21 protein-coding genes are annotated in these 18,727 nt (G+C 69.4%); 10 read left to right on the top strand and 11 right to left on the bottom strand.

The window, feature by feature from the left end; translation table 11 throughout:
- Window positions 1–548 precede the first annotated feature (548 nt).
- On the top strand, window positions 549–797 hold the full coding sequence (locus ABD978_RS39110) for a hypothetical protein (protein ID WP_345365921.1): 249 nt from the start codon (window positions 549–551) through the stop codon (window positions 795–797).
- 66 nt (window positions 798–863) lie between these two features.
- On the opposite strand, the gene ABD978_RS39105 is transcribed toward ABD978_RS39110, so the two are convergent.
- The gene (locus tag ABD978_RS39105; RefSeq protein ID WP_345365919.1) at window positions 864–1,772 is read right to left on the bottom strand and encodes a Rieske (2Fe-2S) protein; all 909 of its coding nucleotides are present in this window, start codon (window positions 1,770–1,772) and stop codon (window positions 864–866) included.
- 201 nt (window positions 1,773–1,973) lie between these two features.
- On the opposite strand from ABD978_RS39105, the gene ABD978_RS39100 reads away from it, so the two are divergent.
- From ABD978_RS39100 to ABD978_RS39090, 3 genes are all read left to right on the top strand, one after another.
- On the top strand, window positions 1,974–2,426 hold the full coding sequence (locus tag ABD978_RS39100; RefSeq protein ID WP_345365917.1) for an NfeD family protein: 453 nt from the start codon (window positions 1,974–1,976) through the stop codon (window positions 2,424–2,426).
- Window positions 2,408–3,466, top strand: coding sequence for an SPFH domain-containing protein (locus tag ABD978_RS39095; protein WP_345365915.1), 1,059 nt, complete (start codon window positions 2,408–2,410; stop codon window positions 3,464–3,466). Before ABD978_RS39100 ends, ABD978_RS39095 begins: the two co-directional genes overlap by 19 nt.
- Window positions 3,467–3,563: 97 nt before the next feature.
- The gene (locus tag ABD978_RS39090; protein ID WP_345365913.1) at window positions 3,564–4,136 is read left to right on the top strand and encodes an NADPH-dependent FMN reductase; all 573 of its coding nucleotides are present in this window, start codon (window positions 3,564–3,566) and stop codon (window positions 4,134–4,136) included.
- Between the two features lie 67 nt (window positions 4,137–4,203).
- On the opposite strand, the gene ABD978_RS39085 is transcribed toward ABD978_RS39090, so the two are convergent.
- The gene (locus tag ABD978_RS39085) at window positions 4,204–4,716 is read right to left on the bottom strand and encodes an O-acetyl-ADP-ribose deacetylase (RefSeq protein WP_345365910.1); all 513 of its coding nucleotides are present in this window, start codon (window positions 4,714–4,716) and stop codon (window positions 4,204–4,206) included.
- A gap of 178 nt (window positions 4,717–4,894) precedes the next feature.
- Here ABD978_RS39085 and ABD978_RS39080 point away from each other — a divergent pair, with 178 nt between their 5' ends.
- Window positions 4,895–5,404, top strand: a complete 510-nt coding sequence (locus ABD978_RS39080) for a hypothetical protein (RefSeq protein ID WP_345365908.1) — start codon at window positions 4,895–4,897, stop codon at window positions 5,402–5,404.
- 150 nt (window positions 5,405–5,554) lie between these two features.
- Here ABD978_RS39080 and ABD978_RS39075 read toward each other — a convergent pair whose 3' ends face one another.
- Entirely contained in the window at window positions 5,555–6,796 is a 1,242-nt protein-coding gene (locus ABD978_RS39075) for a lipase family protein (RefSeq protein WP_345365906.1), read from the bottom strand.
- A gap of 179 nt (window positions 6,797–6,975) precedes the next feature.
- A complete protein-coding gene (locus tag ABD978_RS39070) occupies window positions 6,976–7,437 on the bottom strand; it encodes a hypothetical protein (protein ID WP_345365904.1) in 462 nt (153 codons plus the stop codon).
- Window positions 7,438–7,528: 91 nt separating this feature from the next.
- On the opposite strand from ABD978_RS39070, the gene ABD978_RS39065 reads away from it, so the two are divergent.
- Entirely contained in the window at window positions 7,529–8,137 is a 609-nt protein-coding gene (locus ABD978_RS39065; protein WP_345365902.1) for an HAD family hydrolase, read from the top strand.
- Here the strand turns inward: ABD978_RS39065 and ABD978_RS44115 are convergent, their stop codons facing one another.
- Both ABD978_RS44115 and ABD978_RS39060 read right to left on the bottom strand, forming a co-directional pair.
- Window positions 8,138–8,317, bottom strand: coding sequence for a DUF397 domain-containing protein (locus tag ABD978_RS44115; protein WP_425550816.1), 180 nt, complete (start codon window positions 8,315–8,317; stop codon window positions 8,138–8,140).
- 24 nt (window positions 8,318–8,341) lie between these two features.
- Entirely contained in the window at window positions 8,342–9,196 is an 855-nt protein-coding gene (locus tag ABD978_RS39060; RefSeq protein WP_345365900.1) for a helix-turn-helix domain-containing protein, read from the bottom strand.
- Window positions 9,197–9,483: 287 nt separating this feature from the next.
- Between ABD978_RS39060 and ABD978_RS39055 the strand changes: the two genes are divergently transcribed.
- The gene (locus tag ABD978_RS39055; protein ID WP_345365898.1) at window positions 9,484–9,912 is read left to right on the top strand and encodes an ATP-binding protein; all 429 of its coding nucleotides are present in this window, start codon (window positions 9,484–9,486) and stop codon (window positions 9,910–9,912) included.
- 57 nt (window positions 9,913–9,969) lie between these two features.
- Here the strand turns inward: ABD978_RS39055 and ABD978_RS39050 are convergent, their stop codons facing one another.
- On the bottom strand, window positions 9,970–10,428 hold the full coding sequence (locus ABD978_RS39050; RefSeq protein ID WP_345365896.1) for a Fur family transcriptional regulator: 459 nt from the start codon (window positions 10,426–10,428) through the stop codon (window positions 9,970–9,972).
- Between the two features lie 96 nt (window positions 10,429–10,524).
- A complete protein-coding gene (locus ABD978_RS39045) occupies window positions 10,525–11,685 on the bottom strand; it encodes an aminotransferase class V-fold PLP-dependent enzyme (RefSeq protein ID WP_345365894.1) in 1,161 nt (386 codons plus the stop codon).
- A gap of 64 nt (window positions 11,686–11,749) precedes the next feature.
- Here ABD978_RS39045 and ABD978_RS39040 point away from each other — a divergent pair, with 64 nt between their 5' ends.
- A complete protein-coding gene (locus ABD978_RS39040; protein ID WP_345365892.1) occupies window positions 11,750–12,808 on the top strand; it encodes a CapA family protein in 1,059 nt (352 codons plus the stop codon).
- Here the strand turns inward: ABD978_RS39040 and ABD978_RS39035 are convergent, their stop codons facing one another.
- Window positions 12,809–14,098, bottom strand: coding sequence for a GH1 family beta-glucosidase (locus ABD978_RS39035; protein ID WP_345365890.1), 1,290 nt, complete (start codon window positions 14,096–14,098; stop codon window positions 12,809–12,811).
- 79 nt (window positions 14,099–14,177) lie between these two features.
- Between ABD978_RS39035 and ABD978_RS39030 the strand changes: the two genes are divergently transcribed.
- On the top strand, window positions 14,178–14,801 hold the full coding sequence (locus tag ABD978_RS39030; RefSeq protein WP_345365888.1) for a TetR/AcrR family transcriptional regulator: 624 nt from the start codon (window positions 14,178–14,180) through the stop codon (window positions 14,799–14,801).
- A gap of 186 nt (window positions 14,802–14,987) precedes the next feature.
- On the opposite strand, the gene ABD978_RS39025 is transcribed toward ABD978_RS39030, so the two are convergent.
- Both ABD978_RS39025 and abc-f read right to left on the bottom strand, forming a co-directional pair.
- Complete coding sequence (locus ABD978_RS39025; RefSeq protein ID WP_345365886.1) at window positions 14,988–15,566, bottom strand: biotin transporter BioY; 579 nt, start codon at window positions 15,564–15,566, stop codon at window positions 14,988–14,990.
- A 162-nt stretch (window positions 15,567–15,728) separates the two neighbouring features.
- A complete protein-coding gene (gene abc-f, locus ABD978_RS39020) occupies window positions 15,729–17,366 on the bottom strand; it encodes a ribosomal protection-like ABC-F family protein (protein ID WP_345365884.1) in 1,638 nt (545 codons plus the stop codon).
- A gap of 399 nt (window positions 17,367–17,765) precedes the next feature.
- Between abc-f and ABD978_RS39015 the strand changes: the two genes are divergently transcribed.
- A complete protein-coding gene (locus tag ABD978_RS39015; RefSeq protein ID WP_345365882.1) occupies window positions 17,766–18,506 on the top strand; it encodes a hypothetical protein in 741 nt (246 codons plus the stop codon).
- Window positions 18,507–18,727 lie beyond the last annotated feature (221 nt).

Raw genomic sequence — 18,727 nt, 5'->3', positions numbered from 1 at the left:
TCTGTTGCACAATGGTCCCAGCCTCTGGCACTAGCCGGAGGAAGTGAGCCCGACTCCTGTCCGGACGGTCAGCAGTCGGGTTTCGCGTTTTATGCGACTAGGCCAACATTCCGCGTGAGCTCGATGATCGGTTGCACTCGCCGTCTCCAGTCACCGCCTGCGCCGTAGGTCCAGGCCACCGCATCCGGCAGCCACAATCCGGGTTCTTCGTGCGGACGTAGATGCGCGTAGCTCAAGTTCTCCGAACTCTTCCTGAGCGTTTCGGCGATGCAGCTAATGCCAGCGTCGCTGGCCGGGAAGGCAGAGTCCGCGCAGCAGCCGTCGCACCTCGTCCAAACTCGAGGTGTCCACGGTTGCGGCACACAGGATGTACCGCTCCCGGCGCGTTGACTCGTCGACGAAGGCATGGGTGGTCACCCAGTGGATCGTATTGGTGTTCGATCGAGCACGCATTGTGATCGCTTTATTTGGTGATACCCATCTCTCGGTCTGGTTGGGAGGTTCGAGGGACGGGTATTACTCGAATAGGTGTTCGAAAGGGGTGTGGTGTGAAGGGTGACCGGGTTGAGGTCGTTATCGATGCCGGAGGGGCGACCCGCACCTATGAGGTGGCGGCGACGCGTGCCGGGCGGCGGGTCGAGGTGGTCACGCGGCGAGGCGTGGTCGAGGTCGTCGAGGTCACTCGGAATGGAACTCCCGTACGGACCGCCCGGTTCATGGCGAGCCGCATCCTCGCGCTGGTGGAGCACCCGGTGAACGACCGCGGAGAGTCGCGGGCCGAGGCCGACGAGGAGTAGGACCGGGCCGCCGTGACGGGCCTTCGGGTGGGGAAGGCGCCGTACGGCGGACGGGATGGAACGGTCCTATCGGGCCGGGCGCACCTGGATCATGCCGTTGTCGCCCATCCGCGTCTCGAAGGCGGGCTGCCGGCCGGTGGCGGGGCCGTGCACGACGGTGCCGTCGCCGACCCGGAACGTGCTGCCGTGCCAGGGGCAGACGATGCAGGTCTCCTCGTTGACCTCGATCACGCGGCCCTGATGCAGGGGGCCGTCCAGGTGGGAGCACCGGTCGGCGAGGACGTGCACGTCATCGCCCTCCCGCAGCACGAACAGGCTGATGTAGCCGAGGTTCCGGTGGACCGGCCAGCCGTCCGGCAGCTCGTCGATCGAGCACAGGTCGTGCCAGCCCAGCGGGCCGAGGTGCGTGATGGACTCGGCGTGACTCGGCCCGGCCGACTGCCGGAACGCCAGGTGCCCGCCGAGGTACGCCCCGGCGACCAGCGCGGTCAGACCCGCGAAGGACAACGCCTTGCCCGCACCGGTGAAGCCGCGCCTGCGGGCGAGGAGCGAGACGGTGTAGAGCGTGCTGCCGGCCGCGTTGCTGAGCGCGTGGACCAGGCCGACGCGCTGTTGTTCGCTGTGCAGGGCCGACCAGTCCGCGACCCCGGTCAGGACGGTCGGGACCGACGCCGCCAACCCGGTCGCCAGCAGCACCTCGGCCGCCGTTTCAGTGCCGGGCAGCAGGTCGAGTATGGCGGCCGAGACGAAACAGCCGATCGGGACATCGGTCAATGGCGGGTGGGCCGGGTGGCCCAACGGAACTCCGTGCAGCAGATCCTTGACGGGGCCTGGGGGCAGCAACCGCCGTACGACCTTGGTGATCGACCGCGCGGCCCCGTCGAGGGCGTCGGCGTGCTCGAGATCTTCGGCGACCTTCAAGGGACGGGGCCGCACCAGCGACCGGGAGATCCTGCTCACCCGTTGGCGGTTCACCGCACCTCCTCGGATGGCTTCGCTTTTCGGACATTAGTCTGCCGTCCTACGTCCCCATCACCGGGGGTCCTACCCGTCTCGATTTCCCCCGGCACATAGGGGTTCGGCTCGAGCGGCAAGTATCGCCTCTTCGGACGGCGGCAATCGGCGCGTACGGAGTTACCGTGGACTCAGGGCCGTGCGTCACTGAAGGAGTCCCCGATGCCGGCGTGGGTGGTCTGGCTGGTCGTGGCCGCAGTTCTCGGAATCGCCGAGGTGACCACGCTGACGTTCGCGCTCGGGCTGATGGCGGTCGGCGCGCTCGTCGCCGCCGTGACCGCGTCGGTCGGCGTTCCCCTGCTGGTTCAGGTGATCGTGTTCGGCGCGACCTCCGTCGCCGGGCTGGCCGCCGTACGCCCGATCGCCCTGCGTCACGTCCGGCAGCCACCGTTGCTGCGGAGCGGTACCGCGGCGCTCGTGGGACGTGAGGCGCTGGCCATCACCGAGGTCTCCCGCTACTCGGGCCGGGTGCGCATCGGCGGCGAGGAGTGGAGCGCGCGCCCGTACGACCCCGGAGTCGTGATTCCAGAGGGGGCGGCCGTGGACGTCCTCGCCATCGAAGGCGTCACCGCCCTCGTACATCCTCGGGAGGACTCATGGCCGACCTCGCCGTAGCAGGCATCGTCGCGCTGGTCATCGCGCTGCTCCTGGTGGCGACCGTGGTGATGCGGACCGTGTGGATCGTGCCCCAGGCCCGCGCGCGGAACGTCGAACGTTTCGGTCGCTACCGCAAGACCCTCCAACCGGGCCTGAACTTCATCGTGCCGTTCGCGGACCGGGTGAAGCCGCTGATCGACCTGCGCGAGCAGGTCGTGGCGTTCCAGGGGCAGCCGGTCATCACCGAGGACAACGTCGTCGTGCACATCGACACGGTGCTGTTCTTCCAGGTCACCGATCCGCGGGCGGCGGACTACGAGATCGTCGACTACATCAAGGCGATCGAGCAGCTCACCGCCACCCAGCTGCGCAACGTGATCGGCACGCTCGACCTGGAGGCCACTCTCTCCTCCCGCGACCGGATCAACACCGCGCTGCGCGGCGTGCTGGACGACGCGTCCGGCAAGTGGGGCATCCGGGTGACCCGCGTGGAGATCAAGGCGATCGAACCGCCGCAGTCCATCAAGGACGCGATGGAGAAGCAGATGCGGGCCGAGCGCGAGAAGCGGGCCACCATCCTGCAGGCCGAAGGCGTACGGCAGTCCCGGATCCTGACCGCCGAAGGGGAGAAACAGGGGGCGATCCTGCAGGCGGAGGGCGCGCGGCAGGCCGCGATCCTCAAGGCCGAGGGCGAGGCGAAGGCCATCGAGCAGGTCTTCACCTCGATCCACCGGAACGACCCCGATCCGAAGCTGCTCGCCTACCAGTACCTCCAGACGCTGCCGAAGATCGCGGCAGGGGAGGGCAACTCCTTCTGGGTCATCCCCGGCGAGGTCACCGCCGCGCTGCGGGCGGTCAGCGCGGCGTTCGGCGGGCAGGCCGAGCAGCCGAAGGCTGCCGGCAAGGGCCGTCCGGCGCCGCGCGAGGAGGAACGGAACGCGCGCGTGCCGGAGCCGCGACCGGGGGCCATCGACGGCCCGGAGGAGCAGGCCGCCCTGCGGGAGCACACGCCGCCCTTCGAACTCGCCCCGGGCCGGGTGGACGCCGCCACCGAGTGACCACGCCGGCCGGGTGGCGGGCGCGCGAGACGCCGTAAAGAAGCCGTAAACCCCCTCCCGCATGGTGAGACCACACCGAGAACGACGGGAGGGGGACATGGTGCGACTGGCCGTCATCATCGCCAGCACCCGCAACGGCCGGTTCGGCCCCACCGTTGCCGAGTGGTTCACCGTACGGGCCCGGCGGCGCGGGGACCTCGAGGTCGACCTGGTCGATCTGGCCGAGACGCGGCTCCCCTCGACCCTCTGCGACCACGACGAGGCCGTACCTCCGAGGGTCGCGGAGTTCGGTGCGCGCCTGGCCGCCGCGGACGCGTTCGTGGTCGTGACGCCGGAGTACAACCAGAGCTTCCCCGCCCCGCTCAAGACCGCGATCGACTGGCTGTACGAGGAGTGGCACGCCAAGCCCGTCGCCTTCGTCGCGTACGGGCGGGAGTCCGGGGGGCTGTACGCGGTCGCCCAGCTCCGGCAGGTCTTCACCGAACTGCACGCGGTGCCGATCGCGGCGTCGATCACTCTGCCCTGCTACTGGGACCTGTTCGCCGCCGACGGGAGCTGGCCGAAGGCCACCGCCGCCTGCAACGCCGCCGTCACACCCCTGCTCGACCAGCTCGTCTGGTGGGCCCGCGCCCTACGCGACGCCCGCACGGCCCGGCCCTTCACCGTTTGAGAAGAGGAACCGCCACGACCGCGGTCACCGCCGCCCGGCGGTACGTCACCTGGGGGTTCGCGGCCGCTCAGTCCGCCAGTGCCTGCGCGAACGCGTCGTGGACATCTTCGGTGAACAGTACGAAGCGCACCTCCTTCACCCCGCTCGGCGTCGCCCGTACGGTGCCGACCGCGATCCGCGCGGCGTCGTCCAGCGGCCAGCCGTAGATGCCGGCGGACACGGCCGGGAAGGCGACCGTCGCGGCGCCCAGCTCGTCGGCGACCCGCAGCGACTCTCGATAGCAGGAGGCCAGCAGCTCGGAGCGGTCCTCGGACCGGGAGTACACCGGGCCGACCGTGTGGATCACCCAGCGTGCGGGCAGTCGTCCCGCGGTCGTCGCCACCGCCTGCCCGGTCGGGAGTCCTTTGCCGTACTGAGACGCACGCAATTCCCGGCACGCGGTCAGGATCTCGGGGCCGCCCCGCCGATGGATGGCGCCGTCCACCCCGCCCCCGCCGAGGAGCGAGGAGTTCGCCGCGTTGACGACCGCGTCGACCTTCTGCTCGGTGATGTCGCCTTGGATCAGCGTGATGCGCGTCATGTGGTTCCTTTCGAAACTACGCTCGATACCGTCATTCTTATTTGCGGCAATATTACGTTCTTCTGGTGGACTGTCCGGCTTACCGGGAGATACTGGCTTCATGACGCCCTGAAGTCTGATGATAAAAGGGTGGTTTCGTCAATATTAATGTATCGTCCAGGTAAGAAGGTGACCTGACGTGCTGAAAACGGCAATAGCCGCAGGCGGTCTGGTGGCCACGACCATGGCGGCCTCGCTGATCGGAGCCGCGCCGGCGTTCGCGCAAGACGACCCGGCTACCGGCGTTTACTATCCCGGAACGGCATATATTCCGACCACCTACATCCCGATCAAGTCGCCGGTGCTGGTGCCGGAACGAGTACCGAGCCTGCAGGAGAAGTTGCGGTCCCAGGAGATCCAGACCGCTCTGGAGCACCAGATCACGCTCGAGCAGATGAAGTCTCAAGAGCGTCAGACCGCTCTGGAGCATGAAAAAACGATCGAGCAGATGAAGTCTCAGGAGCGCCAAACTGCTCTGGACCGCGAAAAGCTGGCGGAGCAGCTGAGACTGCAGGAGATCCAGACGAGTCTGGAGAATAAGAAACTGGTCGAGCAGTCGAAATCCTCGGGGCAGCAGACCACTTCTCACCAGAGCGCCGTTGAGCGGCAGAGCACTGTCGGTCAGGGCTCTGAGGAAGCAGCGGAGTGATCGACCGTGGCATTCCGATAGCGCCATGGCGCCGGCCGGGAGTCGGTCGGCGGAAAAGCCTCAGGCCACCGGCCGGCCCGGTGGCCTGAGGCGCGCGCTGACGGACGGGCGTCCGCCGGAACGGGCGGGTTCGCGGCGGCGGTTCGGAGCCTACGTGCAGGTGTTCCCGGGAGTCCGGCCGGCGAAGCGGTCCGTGAGGAAGGACAGCACGTCGTTCTGCCGGACGACCATCTCGACCGCGTGTTCCCCGAGGAGGTCGCGGACGACCTGAACGGTGGCGCCCTTGGCGCACCACGCCCGGGTCAGGGCGTCGTCCTGAGCGACGGGAACGATCTCGTCGGTGTCGGCGTGGTAGTCGTAGATCGGCGTCGTCGGCGCCGCCGCGCCCATGGTGTTCTTCTTGAGCATCGCGGCCACGGAGGGGACCGACAGCGGGTCGGGCACGGTGGTGTAGTCCGCGAGCCTCTTGAACGTGAAGCCGGTGAGCAGGTCGGTGAGGCACTTGCCGCGCGCCTTCTGCAGCGCCTCCTTGCCCTCGGCGTTGGTCAGGTCGTCGATGCCGGCCTCGGGGTACTCCGCGGCCAGACTGACGGTCGCGGCGGCCTCGAAGCCGGAGAAGATCCCGCCGTCCAGCGACCGCGCCACCGCGGCCGGGTCGGCCGGGACACCGCCCATGGCCGCGCCGACGAGTGTGACGTCCGGAGCGTACGAGGGCTGCAGTTCGGCGGCCCAGCCGGTCGCCTGGGCACCGCCGGAGTAGCCGTTCAGGGCCCAGGGGTTGGTCGTGCCGACCCCACCGGCGCCGAGGTTCCGTACGGCCCGGATCCCGTCGAGGACCGCGTGCCCGGCCTGCGGGCCGCCCATGAACACCGACTTCGGGCCCTCGAAGTCGGGCATCGCGACCGCCCAGCCCTTGGCCAGCACGGCGGCCGGGTAGATCGCGGACGAGGCCGCGTACCCCTGGCCCGAGGAGACTCCGTACGACGGCGCGCACTGCGTACCGGTGGAGTCCTCGGCCGCCTGCACCGAGACGATGGGACGCGGGCCGCCGCCCGTCCACGCCTTCTTCGGGACGAGCAGCGTCGTGACCGCCAGCTCGGGCTGACCGTGCGAGTCGTCGGTGCGGTAGGAGATCTGCCACGCGTCGGTCGTGGTGGCCAGGTCGCCCACCTTCGGAGTGATCTTCCGGTCGGCGACGACCTGACCCGGCTGGTACGAGCCGATGTCGGCGGGCGCGCTGTAGAAGGGGTCCTGGTCCGGCGGGACCGAACCGGCCGGCGGCGGATCGGCGGCCGACGCGGCACCGGCGGCCAGAGTCAGGGCGGCGGCGGCGATCGGCAGTGCGCGGAAGGTTCGGGCGACGAGCCGAGGGCGGGGGGCGGCCGTGGTCATCGATCACTCCAGCGGGAGGCGGGCACCGTACGTCATCGATGCGGGGCCTGGACTATCTCCCGTACGCCGCCGGGGTGATAGGCGAGCACCATCAATCGGCGGCCCGCGATTTGCGACCGATGTGATAAACGGTCACTTACTCGGGCGCCGTAGGGTCGAAATGGTGGCGGAAGGACGCATCACTCGGGGGCGGGCGCGACCGGTGCGCCGCCGGCGAGTGCCGCCTGCCGGATCTGTTCTGCGATCCGGTCGGCCCGGCCTTCCCGGTTCAGCCAGAGGGCGAGGTTCGACTTCTGGACCGCCCATCCGGTGCAGGCGGGCCGGCCGTCCACGACGATGACCAGGCCGCCGGAGCTCGGCACGACGGCCTGGATCGTCCGCAGCTCGACGCGTTCGGTCCGGTACTTGTTGCGGAGCACGAGTTCGGTCGACGTGAGGCCGATCGACGGCCGGAGGAAGGCGCACCAGAGCCACACGACGAAGCAGGGCAGGACGAGGAGCGCACCGACGAATCCCAATTCCCGCTCCTCGACCAGCGCCGCCACGAATCCGATCTCCAGCAGGATCCCGACGAGCATCACCAGCGCCGCTAACGTCCGTGCGGCGACCCCCATCCGCCAGGTGATCCGAGGCGTTTCCACGGCTTGATCCTGCCACCGGTTCCACCGCCGGGCCAGGTGCGGATTCCCTGTCCAGGTGAACACTTGGACTCGGACCACCGTCCTAAAGATCATGGTGGTTCGCGCGGTCGTCTTTGATATCGGGGGTGTCCTGGAGATCACCCCGAAGATGGACTTCGATCAGCGATGGGAGAAGCGACTCGGGTTCGCTCCCGGTGAGATCGGTGGGCGGATGGCCGATGTCTGGGCGGCAGGGGCGGTCGGCACGATCACCGAAGATGACGTGCACCGGGCGGTCAGGGAGCGGCTCGGGCTCTCCGAACAGCAGGTCGATGAGCTCATGGCGGACATGTGGAAGCAGTACCTCGGCGTCGCCAACACCGACCTGATCGAGTACGCACGTGCGCTGCGTTCACGGTGTCGGACGGGGATACTGAGTAACAGCTTCGTCGGCGCCCGGGAGCGTGAACAGGCCACCTACGGATTCGAAGATCTGGTGGACGAGATCGTGTATTCGCACGAAGTCGGCATGTGCAAGCCCGATCCGTGGATCTATGAACTCACCTGCGCACGTCTCGGTGTCTCACCCGAGGAGATGGTGTTCCTCGACGATGTCGAGGTCGCCGTCGACGCGGCGAGCCGGGCCGGCATCCACGCGGTGCTGTATCGGGACAACGACCAGGCGATCGGCGAGATCGAGGCGCTACTGGCAACGGATTGATCAGGCGGTGAGCGCTCGACCGGGGGCAAGAGCCGACCGCCACCTATCCGCGATCGCGACTTCCGCGCACTCGCCGGTCTGGCTGCTCTGCTCCATGACGATAGGTGCCACTTCTACGCAGGTCGCCTGCCCTCCGCCGCTGCGGGTGCTCTTACGCCACGGGAGATGCGACAAGTCCATCGGAGGGAGAGGCATGAGAATCCGTCACTCCTTGGCAATGGCGGCGATCAGGTCCACCGAATCCTCTATGGACAACGCCGCGGCCTTCAACTTCTCAAAGTCCAGCTTAAAGCGTTGCACGCTGTCCACGCTTTCCACATAGGTAGCCCCCGCTTTGGTCTCGACGTAGGCGACATCGGATGCGATGCAGTCGGGAAAGCCAAGGACGATGAACGGGCCGTCAAGGCCGGCGTGGGTGCCGACGTGGAAGGGGATCACCCGGACGGTCACATTCGGCCGCTCCCCGACATCCAGCAACGCGTGCAACTGCGATCGCATGACCTTGGTGCCGCCGATCGGACGCCGAAGGACGGCCTCGTCCATGACTACCGTGAGGTCCGGCGCAGGCGGCTCGGCTCTGCCGAGCAGAGCCTTGCGGGTGATCCGCGCCATGACGCGCCGTTGGACACTGGCTTCGTCACCGTGCTCCCAGGTGCGGATGACCTCCCTGGCATATTCGTCGGTCTGCAGGAGTCCCGGAACCAACTGAGGACTCCATTCGTCGATCCGAGCCGCGTCGTCTTCGAGAGCTACATACGATGGCTTCTTGAATAGATCCTTGTAGTCTTCCCACCAGCCTCTTCGCCAGGCGTTTCTCGCCAGTTCGATGAGTGCGGCACGCGTTGCGCTGTCGACTCCATACAGGTCGAGGAGTGCGGTGACGCCGTTAATGGTCGGTTTGGTCTTGGCCTGCTCGATACGGGAGACCTTGTAGCGGCTCCAATCGTCTCCGAGTCTGGCGGCGGCCTCTTCCGTGGTCAAGCCGGCGTGATCACGTAGGCGACGCAGTTCGCTCGCAAGTTTCCGACCTCGGACGGTCGGACTATGGGGCTCGGGCATGACCCCAGTCTCACGATGCCACGCTAAGTGATCAATTAATGACCGAATGTGGCCATCGATGCGTCAATACGGCCTCGTGCGTTGTGATCATGCACAGTGCACTTCGACCATGTCTGCAGGCGTCATAACCCAGCGTGACTGAGTTGACATGTTCAGTCGAACACGGAGGGCATGGTGATCACCCGATGAACCGAGAGCCGCCATCATCCGCTGGTGGCGAACCGTCTGGAATCGGGATCCGACGGGATGGAGTTTCGTGGATCGCGCTGCGGGTGCACGCCACTTCTGTGGCGATCGCACGCCGCTTCACGGCGGATGTCGTCTCCGACGGCATCCGAAGCCCCGAGCATGCGTACAACGTCGCGGTCGTCGTCTCGGAGCTGGTCACCAATGGCCTTCGCGCCGCTGCCGATCTGGTGGCCGAGGGGCTGGCCGACCAGTGGCGGCATCACGATCGGCCTGTCCGTCTTGGCGTCGAGGTGACGCGGCGGTGGACGCAGGTGTCCGTCGTCGACCCTGACCCACGACCTCTGCGTCCGGTTGATCCGGACAACAGTCTGGCCGAGGGCGGACGGGGGCTTCACATCGTCGACGTGCTGTCGGCGTCGTGCTGGGTGGTCTACGGCCGCGAAGGCAAGACCATCCATGCTGTGCTGGCCGCGCCCGGTGTGGAACTGACACCGGCTGAGCGTGCGGCGCTTCAGCGACCCCGCTGAATCGCCGCGCACCGGCCCGAGATCTCCCGCCTGGTCATGGGGGATATGCGCGGTCGGTCAGGTGCGGTTCCGCACCTGCTCCCGACGGCAGTCGGGGCAGTGGCCCCAGAACGTGACGTCGGCCTCGTCGACGAGGTAACCCGCGTCGTGGGCGGGCTCGAGGCACGGTGCGTCGCCGACGACGCAGTCGACGTCCGTGACGCGGCCGCAGTCGCGGCAGACGAGGTGGTGGTGGTTGTCGCCGACCCGTCCCTCGAACCGCGCCGGGCTGCCGGCCGGCTCGATCCGCCGTACGAGGCCGGCGCCGGTGAGGGCGTGCAGTGCCTCGTACACCGCCTGCACGGACACCCGGCCGAGCCGCTCGCGTACACGCGCGGTGACCGTGTCGACGTCGAGGTGGTCACCGGAGCGCACGGTGTCGAGGATCGCCACCCGGGCGGCGGTCACGCGGAACCCGGCCGCGCGCAGTTCGGCGGCCGGATCGTGGAGGGGCGCACGGCCCTTCGCGTCGTCCACGCTGTCCCCCCTGGGTGGAATCGTTCAGGACAATGATAGGTCGGAGTTGGGCCGGACCCACGGCGTCCCAAACATTGATCTACCTCGGGGAACGTTTCAGAGCGCGGTGATGAGCCGCCGGATCTCGTCCTCGGTGGTGTAGTAGTGCACCGACGCCCGCACTCGCGGCTCCGGCCGCGCGCCCTCGTCGTACCGGTAGGTCTGCTGGGACACCCGCACGTGGATCCGCCGTTCGGCGAGCGACGCGACGATCTCGGCGGGCTCCCGGTCCCGGTGCGTGAACGTCACGATGCCCGACCGGTGCAGCCCCCGGTCCCGTACGGTGACGTCCGGGAGCTCCGCGAGGGCCGTGCGCAGCAGCGCGCCGAGCTCCAGCACGCGCTTCTCGATGACCTCCAGCCCGATCGCCATCGCGTACTCCGCGGCGGCGCCCAGGCCGAGCTGCCCGGCGACGGACCTCTCCCACGACTCGAACCGGCGGGCGTCGCCCCGCAGCTCGTACGAGTCCGGTCCCGTCCAGTCCGCGGCCCGCAGGTCGAGGAACGGCGGGTCGAGGAGGCCGAGCGCCGACCGCCGTACGTAGAGGAAGCCGGTGCCGCGCGGTCCGCGCAGGAACTTGCGGCCCGTGGCCGACAGCAGGTCGCAGCCGATCTCACCGACGTCCACCGCGAGCTGGCCGACGGACTGGCAGGCGTCGAGCAGGTAGAGCGCGCCGGCCGCCCGGGCCAGGCGGCCGACCTCGGCGACCGGGTTGATCAGGCCGTCGTGGGTGGGGACATGGTTGATCGCCACGAGCCGTACGTCGTCGTCGAGCGCGGCCTTGAGGGCGTCGAGTGAGATCTGGCCGTACTCGTCGTCCGGGACGACCTCGACCTTCACGCCCTGCCGGCGGGCCGCGTGGAGGAAGGCGATCGTGTTGCTGGAGTACTCGCCGGCGCTGGTGAGGACGCGGTCGCCGGGCCGGAACGGGATGCCGTAGAACGCCATGTCCCAGGCGCGCGTGGCGCTCTCCGCGTAGGCGATCTCGTCGGGGCGTGCGCCGATGAGGCGGGCGAGGGAGTCGTACGTTCCGGTGAGCCGGGCCTCGGCGGCGTCGGCCGCCTCGTACCCGCCGATGTGCGCCTCGAGGTCGAGGTGGTCGCGCATCGTCTCGAGTACGACCCGTGGTGGCAGCGCCGATCCGGCGGCGTTCAGGTGCACGCCCTCCCGGCAGCCGGGGGTCTCGGCGCGGATGCCCGCGATGTCGAGCAAGATCACTCCATTTTTCCGAAATGCGGGAAAGATGCCATCCTGTGATCCTTTCCCAGAGATGGTGGGCGTGATGCGGCGAACGATGCTGATGGCCGCGCTGGCCGGTGTCGCGGCCGCGGCGGCGGCCTGTGGCGGTGGCGGTGGTGCGGCGAAGAGCCCGCGCGGCTCCACGCCATCCAGTCGAGCGCCGGGCGACGCGAAGGACGGGCCGATCACGGTGGCGTTCGCCGGGGACGTCCACTTCAACGGGCGGCTCCGCGCGCGCCTGGCCGACCCCGCCACCGCGCTCGGCCCGACCATCCCCGAGCTGACGCGCGCCGACCTCGCCATGGTCAACCTGGAGACGGCCATCACCACGCGTGGGACGAAGGCGCCGAAGCAGTTCACGTTCCGGGCGCCGCCGAGCGCGTTCGACGCGCTGCGGGCCGCCGGCGTCGACGTGGTGACCATGGCCAACAACCACGCCATGGACTACGGCCCGGTCGGCCTGCGCGACTCGCTCGCGGCCATCAAGAAGTCGAGCTTCCCCACCGTCGGCATCGGCGCGAACGCCGCCCAGGCCTTCCGGCCGTACTACGTGACGGTCAAGGGCGACCGCCTCGCGATCCTCGGCGCCACCCAGGTCCTGGACGACAACCTGATCAGCGCCTGGACGGCGACCGCGAAGAAGGGCGGCCTCGCCTCGGCCAAGGACGTCCCGCGCCTCGTCAACGAGGTACGCGCGGCGCGCCGCAACGCCGACACCGTCATCGTGTACCTGCACTGGGGGCAGGAGAAGAACCCCTGCCCGCTGCCCCGCCAGAAGACGCTGGCCCGCGCCCTCGTCCGGGCCGGCGCGGACGTGGTCGTCGGCGGGCACGCCCACATCCCCCTCGGCGGCGGGTACATGAAGGGCCGGTACGTCGACTACGGCCTCGGCAACTTCTTCTTCACCGCCCCGGACCGCAACGACCCCGACTCCGGCATCCTCGAGATCACCCTGCGGAAGCGGAAGGTGCTGGGGGCCGCGTGGAAGCCGGCCTACATCACCAAGGGCGTGCCACGGCTGCTCGACGGCGCGGCGGCGACCCGGGCGCACGCCAAGTGGGAGCGGCTGCGCCGCTGCACCGGTCTCACCGCCGGGCCCTGATCAGGACGAGCCCGCGATCAGGTCGCGGTACCAGCCGTACGACGCGCGCGGCGTGCGCCGCTGGGTGGCGTAGTCGACGTGCACGAGTCCGAAACGCGGCGCGTAACCCTCGGCCCATTCGAAGTTGTCGAGCAGCGACCAGACGAAGTAGCCGCGCACGTCGATGCCGTCGTGCATCGCCGCCTGTACGGCGCCGACGTGCGCGTTCAGGAAGCCGATGCGGGCGTCGTCGTCCAGTGACTCGTCGTAGGAGCAGCCGCTCTCGGTGATGTACACCGGCGGGAGCGCGGTGCCGTACCGGTCCCGCAGGTCGACCAGGAGCCGATGCAGCCCGTCCGGGACGACCGGCCAGCCCATCCCCGTCGTGGGGAAGCCGGTCAGGTCGCGCATCGCGAAGGGCAGGGCGTCGTCGGCCGGGGCGGCGATCCCGGTCGGGTGGTAGTAGTTCACGCCGAGCGCGTCGATCGGCGCGCCGATCACCTCCAGGTCGCCGTCCTGGACGTGGGACATGTCCAGGCCGAGGTCGGGGTAGCGACCGAGCAGGATCGGGTCGGCGAACTGCCAGTTCAGCAGGTCGTCGAAGGCGGCGGCCGCCTCGGCGTCCTCGGCGGTGTCGTCGACCGGCCACGCCGGGGTGTAGTGGTTGGCGATCCCGACCCGCTCCGCACCGGCGTCGCGCAGGGCGGCGACGGCGAGGCCGTGGCCGAGGAGCTGATGGTGGGCGGTGGGCAGCGCGTCGAGCATGAGCGCCTGGCCCGGCGCGTAGATCCCGAAGGCGTAGCCGTACGCCATCACGACCATCGGCTCGTTGAGGGTGATCCATAGGTCGACGCGGTCGGCCAGCCGTTCGGCGACGAGCGCGGCGTACTCGGCGAAGCGGTGGGCGGTGTCGCGGTTCATCCAGCCGCCGGCGTCCTCCAGCGGCTGGGGGAGGTCCCAGTGGTACAGCGTCGGCACGGCCGCGATCCCGCGTTCGGCGAGGCCGTCGACGAGGCGGTCGTAGAAGTCCAGGCCCTTGGGGTTGGCCGCGCCGCTGCCGGTGGGCTGGACGCGGGGCCAGGCGATGGAGAAGCGGTACGCGCGGGCGCCGAGGCCGGCGATCAGGTCGAGGTCCTCGGCCCACCGGTGGTAGTGGTCGCAGGCGACGTCGGCGGTGTGCCCGTCCCGTACGCGGCCGGGCTCCCGGCAGAACGTGTCCCACGTGGACGGCCCTCGGCCGTCCTCCTCCGTGGCGCCCTCGATCTGGAACGCCGCGGTCGCGACGCCCCATTGAAAGTCCGTGGGGAACACGGCCCACCTCCCCGCAAACGTGAACGGACCTCGGATATTACGCGCCGGTATCTCCGTCGGAAAAGGCATGATTGGACGTGTGACGACGGATAGCTCGGCGCTGCGCCGCCGACCTGCGCAACGACGGAGTGCCGAACGCGTCCAGCGCATGCTCGACGCGTGTGCGGAGATCCTCGACGAATCCGGGTACGACGGCCTGTCCACCACCAAGATCGCCCAGCGGGCCGAGGTCGCGATCGGCTCGGTCTACCAGTTCTTCCCGGACAAGAAGGCGATCGCGCAGCAGCTCGCGCTCCGCAACCTGGACATGTTCGGCGACCGGGTGGAGCGTGCGCTCGCCGAGCGGCGCTACGCGCACTGGTACGACGCCGTCGGCACGGTCATCGAGATCTTCGTCGACATGCACCGTACGGTCCTGGGCTTCCGGGTGCTGCGCTTCGGGGACATCGCGGACGTCCACCTGCTCGACGTCGCCGCCGAGAACAACGCCGTCGTCGCGGACCGGCTGAAGACGCTTCTCGTCTCGGCGTTCGACCTGCCGGACGACGGGGACTTCGCCCGCGCGCTGGCCGTCTCCGTCGAGGCGGCGGACGCGGTGCTCAAGCTGGCCTTCCGCAATCAGCCGGACGGCGACCCGGCACTGCTCGCCGAGGTCGAGCGACTCATCCACGGCTACCTGGCCGACCACCTCGGCGGCCGCTGACGACGAGGCCCGCGCCGACGACGAGGCCCGCGCCGACGACGAGGCCCGCGCCGACGACGAGAGCCCGCAATGACGACGAGGCCCGCAATGACGACAAGGGCTCGTGGTGACGACGAGGGTCCGTGATGACGACGAGGGCCCGGCCCCCCTGTATCGGGAGCCGGGCCCTCATCTCATGCGGGGACGTCAGCGGCGGAGGAGCCGCCAGGCGCCGGGCAGCAGCCCGGCCGCGAGCGCGATCTTGATCGCGTCGCCGACCAGGAACGGCCGGACGCCCATCGAGAGGGCCTGGCCCAGGTCGCTGTGGGTCCAGGCCATCAGCCACGGCACCCCGACCGCGTAGATCACGGCGAGGCCGAGGGCCATCGTGCCCACGGTCCGCAGCGGCGACCGGTCGCCGCCACGGGCGGCCAGGGCGCCCACGACCGCGCCCGCCAGCACGAAGCCGAGCACGTAACCGAACGACGCCATCCGCCACCCGGACGCGCCGTCGGCGAACCACGGCACGCCGACCATTCCGGCGAGCGCGTACAGCGCCATGGACAGGGCGCCACGGCGGAACCCGAGCGCCGCGCCCGACAGCAGGACCGCGAACGTCTGGCCGGTCACCGGCACCGGCGTTCCCGGGATGGGCACGCTGACCTGCGCGGCCAGTCCGACGAAGACCGCCGCGCCGACGACCAGCGCGACGTCGCGGACCAGCCGGCCCGGCACCAGGTCGCCGAGGACGGCCGGACGGCTCGCCACAGCCTGCGAGTTGGACACGTAGAACCTCCCTTTCGAGGGTTATCGCGCTCATTGTCCCTTCCAGGACCGGCGATGAGCGCGCGGCGGCCCCGCCAAAAGATGGCCCCTCGGCTTTGTAACCGGTCCCCCTCGGGAGCGGCTCGAGGTCTCACTCCCGGCGGGCGCCCCCGTCTTGAGGTTTCACTCCCCGGCGGGCGCGCCTGTTTCGAGCAGCCGGCCCTCCGTCAGCCGCAGCCAGCGGCTCACCCCGATCTCGGCGAGGAACCGTTCGTCGTGGCTGACCACGACGAAGGCGCCTTCGTAGGCGTTGAGGGCGCTCTCCAACTGGCCGACGCTCAACAGGTCGAGGTTGTTGGTCGGCTCGTCCAGCAGCAGGAGCTGGGGCGCGGGTTCGGCGAACAGGACACAGGCGAGCGTCGCGCGCAGCCGTTCGCCGCCGGACAGCACCCCGACCGGAAGGTGGACGCGCGATCCCCGGAACAAGAAGCGGGCGAGAAGGTTCATCCGCTGCGACTCCGGCATCCCGGGCGCATACGCCGCGAGGTTCTGCGCCACGGTGCGGTCCGGATCGAGCAGGTCGAGCCGCTGGGACAGGTACGCGACCCGGCCGTCGGCCCGCCTGGTCTCGCCGCCGTCCGGATCCAGCTCGCCGTTGACCAGGCGCAGCAGGGTGGACTTGCCGCCGCCGTTCGGCCCGGTGAGCGCGATCCGCTCCGGCCCCCGGATGACGAGGTCGACGCCCTCGCCGGCGAAGATCGCCCGCTCCCCGTGGCGGACCTGCATCCGCTCGCCCAGGAAGACGGTACGGCCGGCCGGGACGTTCGTCTCGGGCAGTTCCAGCGTGATCCGCTGATCGTCGCGCAGCGCGCGGCTCGCCTCGTCCAGCCGCGCCTTGGCCCCGGCCACCCGCGTGGCGTGCGTCTCGTCCGCCTTGCCCGCCGACTCCTGGGCACGCCGTTTCCGCGCCCCCGCGAGGATCTTGGGCAGGCCGGCGTTCTGGATGTTCCGCGCGGCGTTGCTCGCCCGGCGTTCGGCCCGCTCCCGGGCCTGCTGCATCTCCCGCTTCTCCCGCTTGACCTCCTGTTCGGCGGCGCGGATGTTCTTCTCGGCGACCTCCCGCTCGGCGCGTACGGCCGCCTCGTAGGCGGTGAAGTTCCCGCCGTGGAAGCGGACCTCGCCACGGTCGAGTTCGGCGATGCGGTCCATGCGGTCGAGCAGCTCCCGGTCGTGGCTGACCAGCAGCAGGCAGCCCTTCCAGTCCTCGAGGACCGCATAAAGCCTGCGGCGCGCGTCCAGGTCGAGGTTGTTGGTCGGTTCGTCGAGCAGCAGCACGTCGGGCCGCCGCAGCAGTTGGGCCGCGAGGCCGAGCGACACGATCTGGCCGCCGCTGAGCGTACGCAGGCACCGGGCCAGGTCGACGTCCCCGAGGCCGAGCCGGTCGAGCTGCGCCTGCGTGCGGTCCTCGATGTCCCAGTCGTCGCCGACCGTGGCGAAGTTCTCCTCGCTGGCGTCGCCGGCCTCGATGGCGTCGATCGCGCGGATCACCGAGGCGACCCCGAGCACCTCCGCCACGGTCAGGTCACCGGTGAGGGGCAGCGTCTGCGGGAGGTAGCCGAGCACGCCCTCGACGGACACGGTGCCGCCGCCGGGCCGGTACTCACCGGCGATCAGCTTGAGCAGGGTGCTCTTCCCGGCGCCGTTCGGCGCGACGAGGCCCGTACGGCCGCCGCCCACGGAGAAGGACAGGTCCTGGAAGACGGGGGTGTCGTCGGGCCAGGAGAAGGACAGGTTCGAGCAGACGATGAAAGCGTCGGACATGAGAGAGCCCTCGGGTCGAACGCGGGGCACAACGGCCATCCGCAGGGAGCAGGGAAGGGTGAAACGACCGTTCGGCCACGTCGGCGGCGCTCCTGCGCGCCTGCCGGTGGCCGTCATGTCCGGGTATCAGCCGGAGATGTCGTCGTCACCAACCACGTCTGTCTCCCTGAGATCGGGGCTACTCGCGTTGCACCATACCAGCGAACTCAGCGCCATCGCCGACGGCAAACAATCAGGCGATGGAGTTCCTCTGCCGGTAGCGGGAGCCGATCACCTGGCGGGGTTCCGCCGTCCACGTGGCGGATCGATCGTCACTCGGCACGGTTTCGGGTAGTGCCGGTCCTAAGGGCCGGCATGTCCGCCGTTCGGCGGAGGGGGTACAACGAAAAGGGAGCTTTCATGGGTGCGAACAGCGAAGCCCTGAGAGAGCGGCTTGAGGGCGGCGTCATCTCCGCGGCGTGGTCCGCCGAGACCCGGGCGCGGGCGTTCCTCGACGCGGGCAGGGAGATGCTCGGCTGGTTCACGTGGGTCCCCAGCGGACTGGACTGGGCCTCCGGCAGGGTGAGCACGCAGCTTCCCGGCCATCCGAAGAACGGCTTTCTGACCTGGCTCATCGAGGACGGTCCCGAACCGGGACCGTCGGACACGATGAACTGCTGGGAGGCCGTCATGTACACCGCCTACCGCGCCGGCTTCGTCGACAAGGCGTGGCTGAAGCAGATCCACGTCAACGCGCACGATGCCGCGACGGCCGCCCGCTACGGCCGCAGGTACTACACGAGCCTGCTGGAACAGGTGTGTCCCGGCCCGCGCAGCCGCATCGAGGTGGACCCGAAGACCAGGATCAGCACACCCGGCATTCCGGCGGGATGTGTGATCTTCATGGACGGGGCGAACCACGTGGTGGTCAGCCGTGGAACTCGGGACAGGGGCCACCAGCAGGTCCTCAGCCACTGGGGCTGGAGAATGCAGGAGACGACGCTGGACAAGCTGATCGAGTGGGACGACATCATCCGGGCGATGAAGGCGCTCGACGAGATGCCGGCCGTGCTCCTGGCCCGGAACCCGAACATCCCGGTCTTCCGCCCGCGAGTCATCGAGTTCGGGACGCCACTCTGGATGCTCCGGGACGTCCGCTGAGCCGTCACACCCGCCGACCACCTCGACCAGGCACATCCACGTCGGAACCGACACCCGATTGACGCCGACCGCGCCGAAGACTCCGGCGAACCGGCTGACTTCACCGAAGGTGATCTGATTCCCGGGCTCCTCACGTCGAGGGGCCCGGGAACCTGCGTGACCTAGGACCTTGCCGTCGGTATCGCCGGGCCGAACGCGACGATCCGGACACCTCACCGACC

The sequence above is a fragment of the Actinoallomurus liliacearum genome (assembly GCF_039542035.1).
Lineage (GTDB): Bacteria > Actinomycetota > Actinomycetes > Streptosporangiales > Streptosporangiaceae > Actinoallomurus > Actinoallomurus liliacearum.
This window is presented reverse-complemented; position numbering and strand designations above follow the sequence as displayed.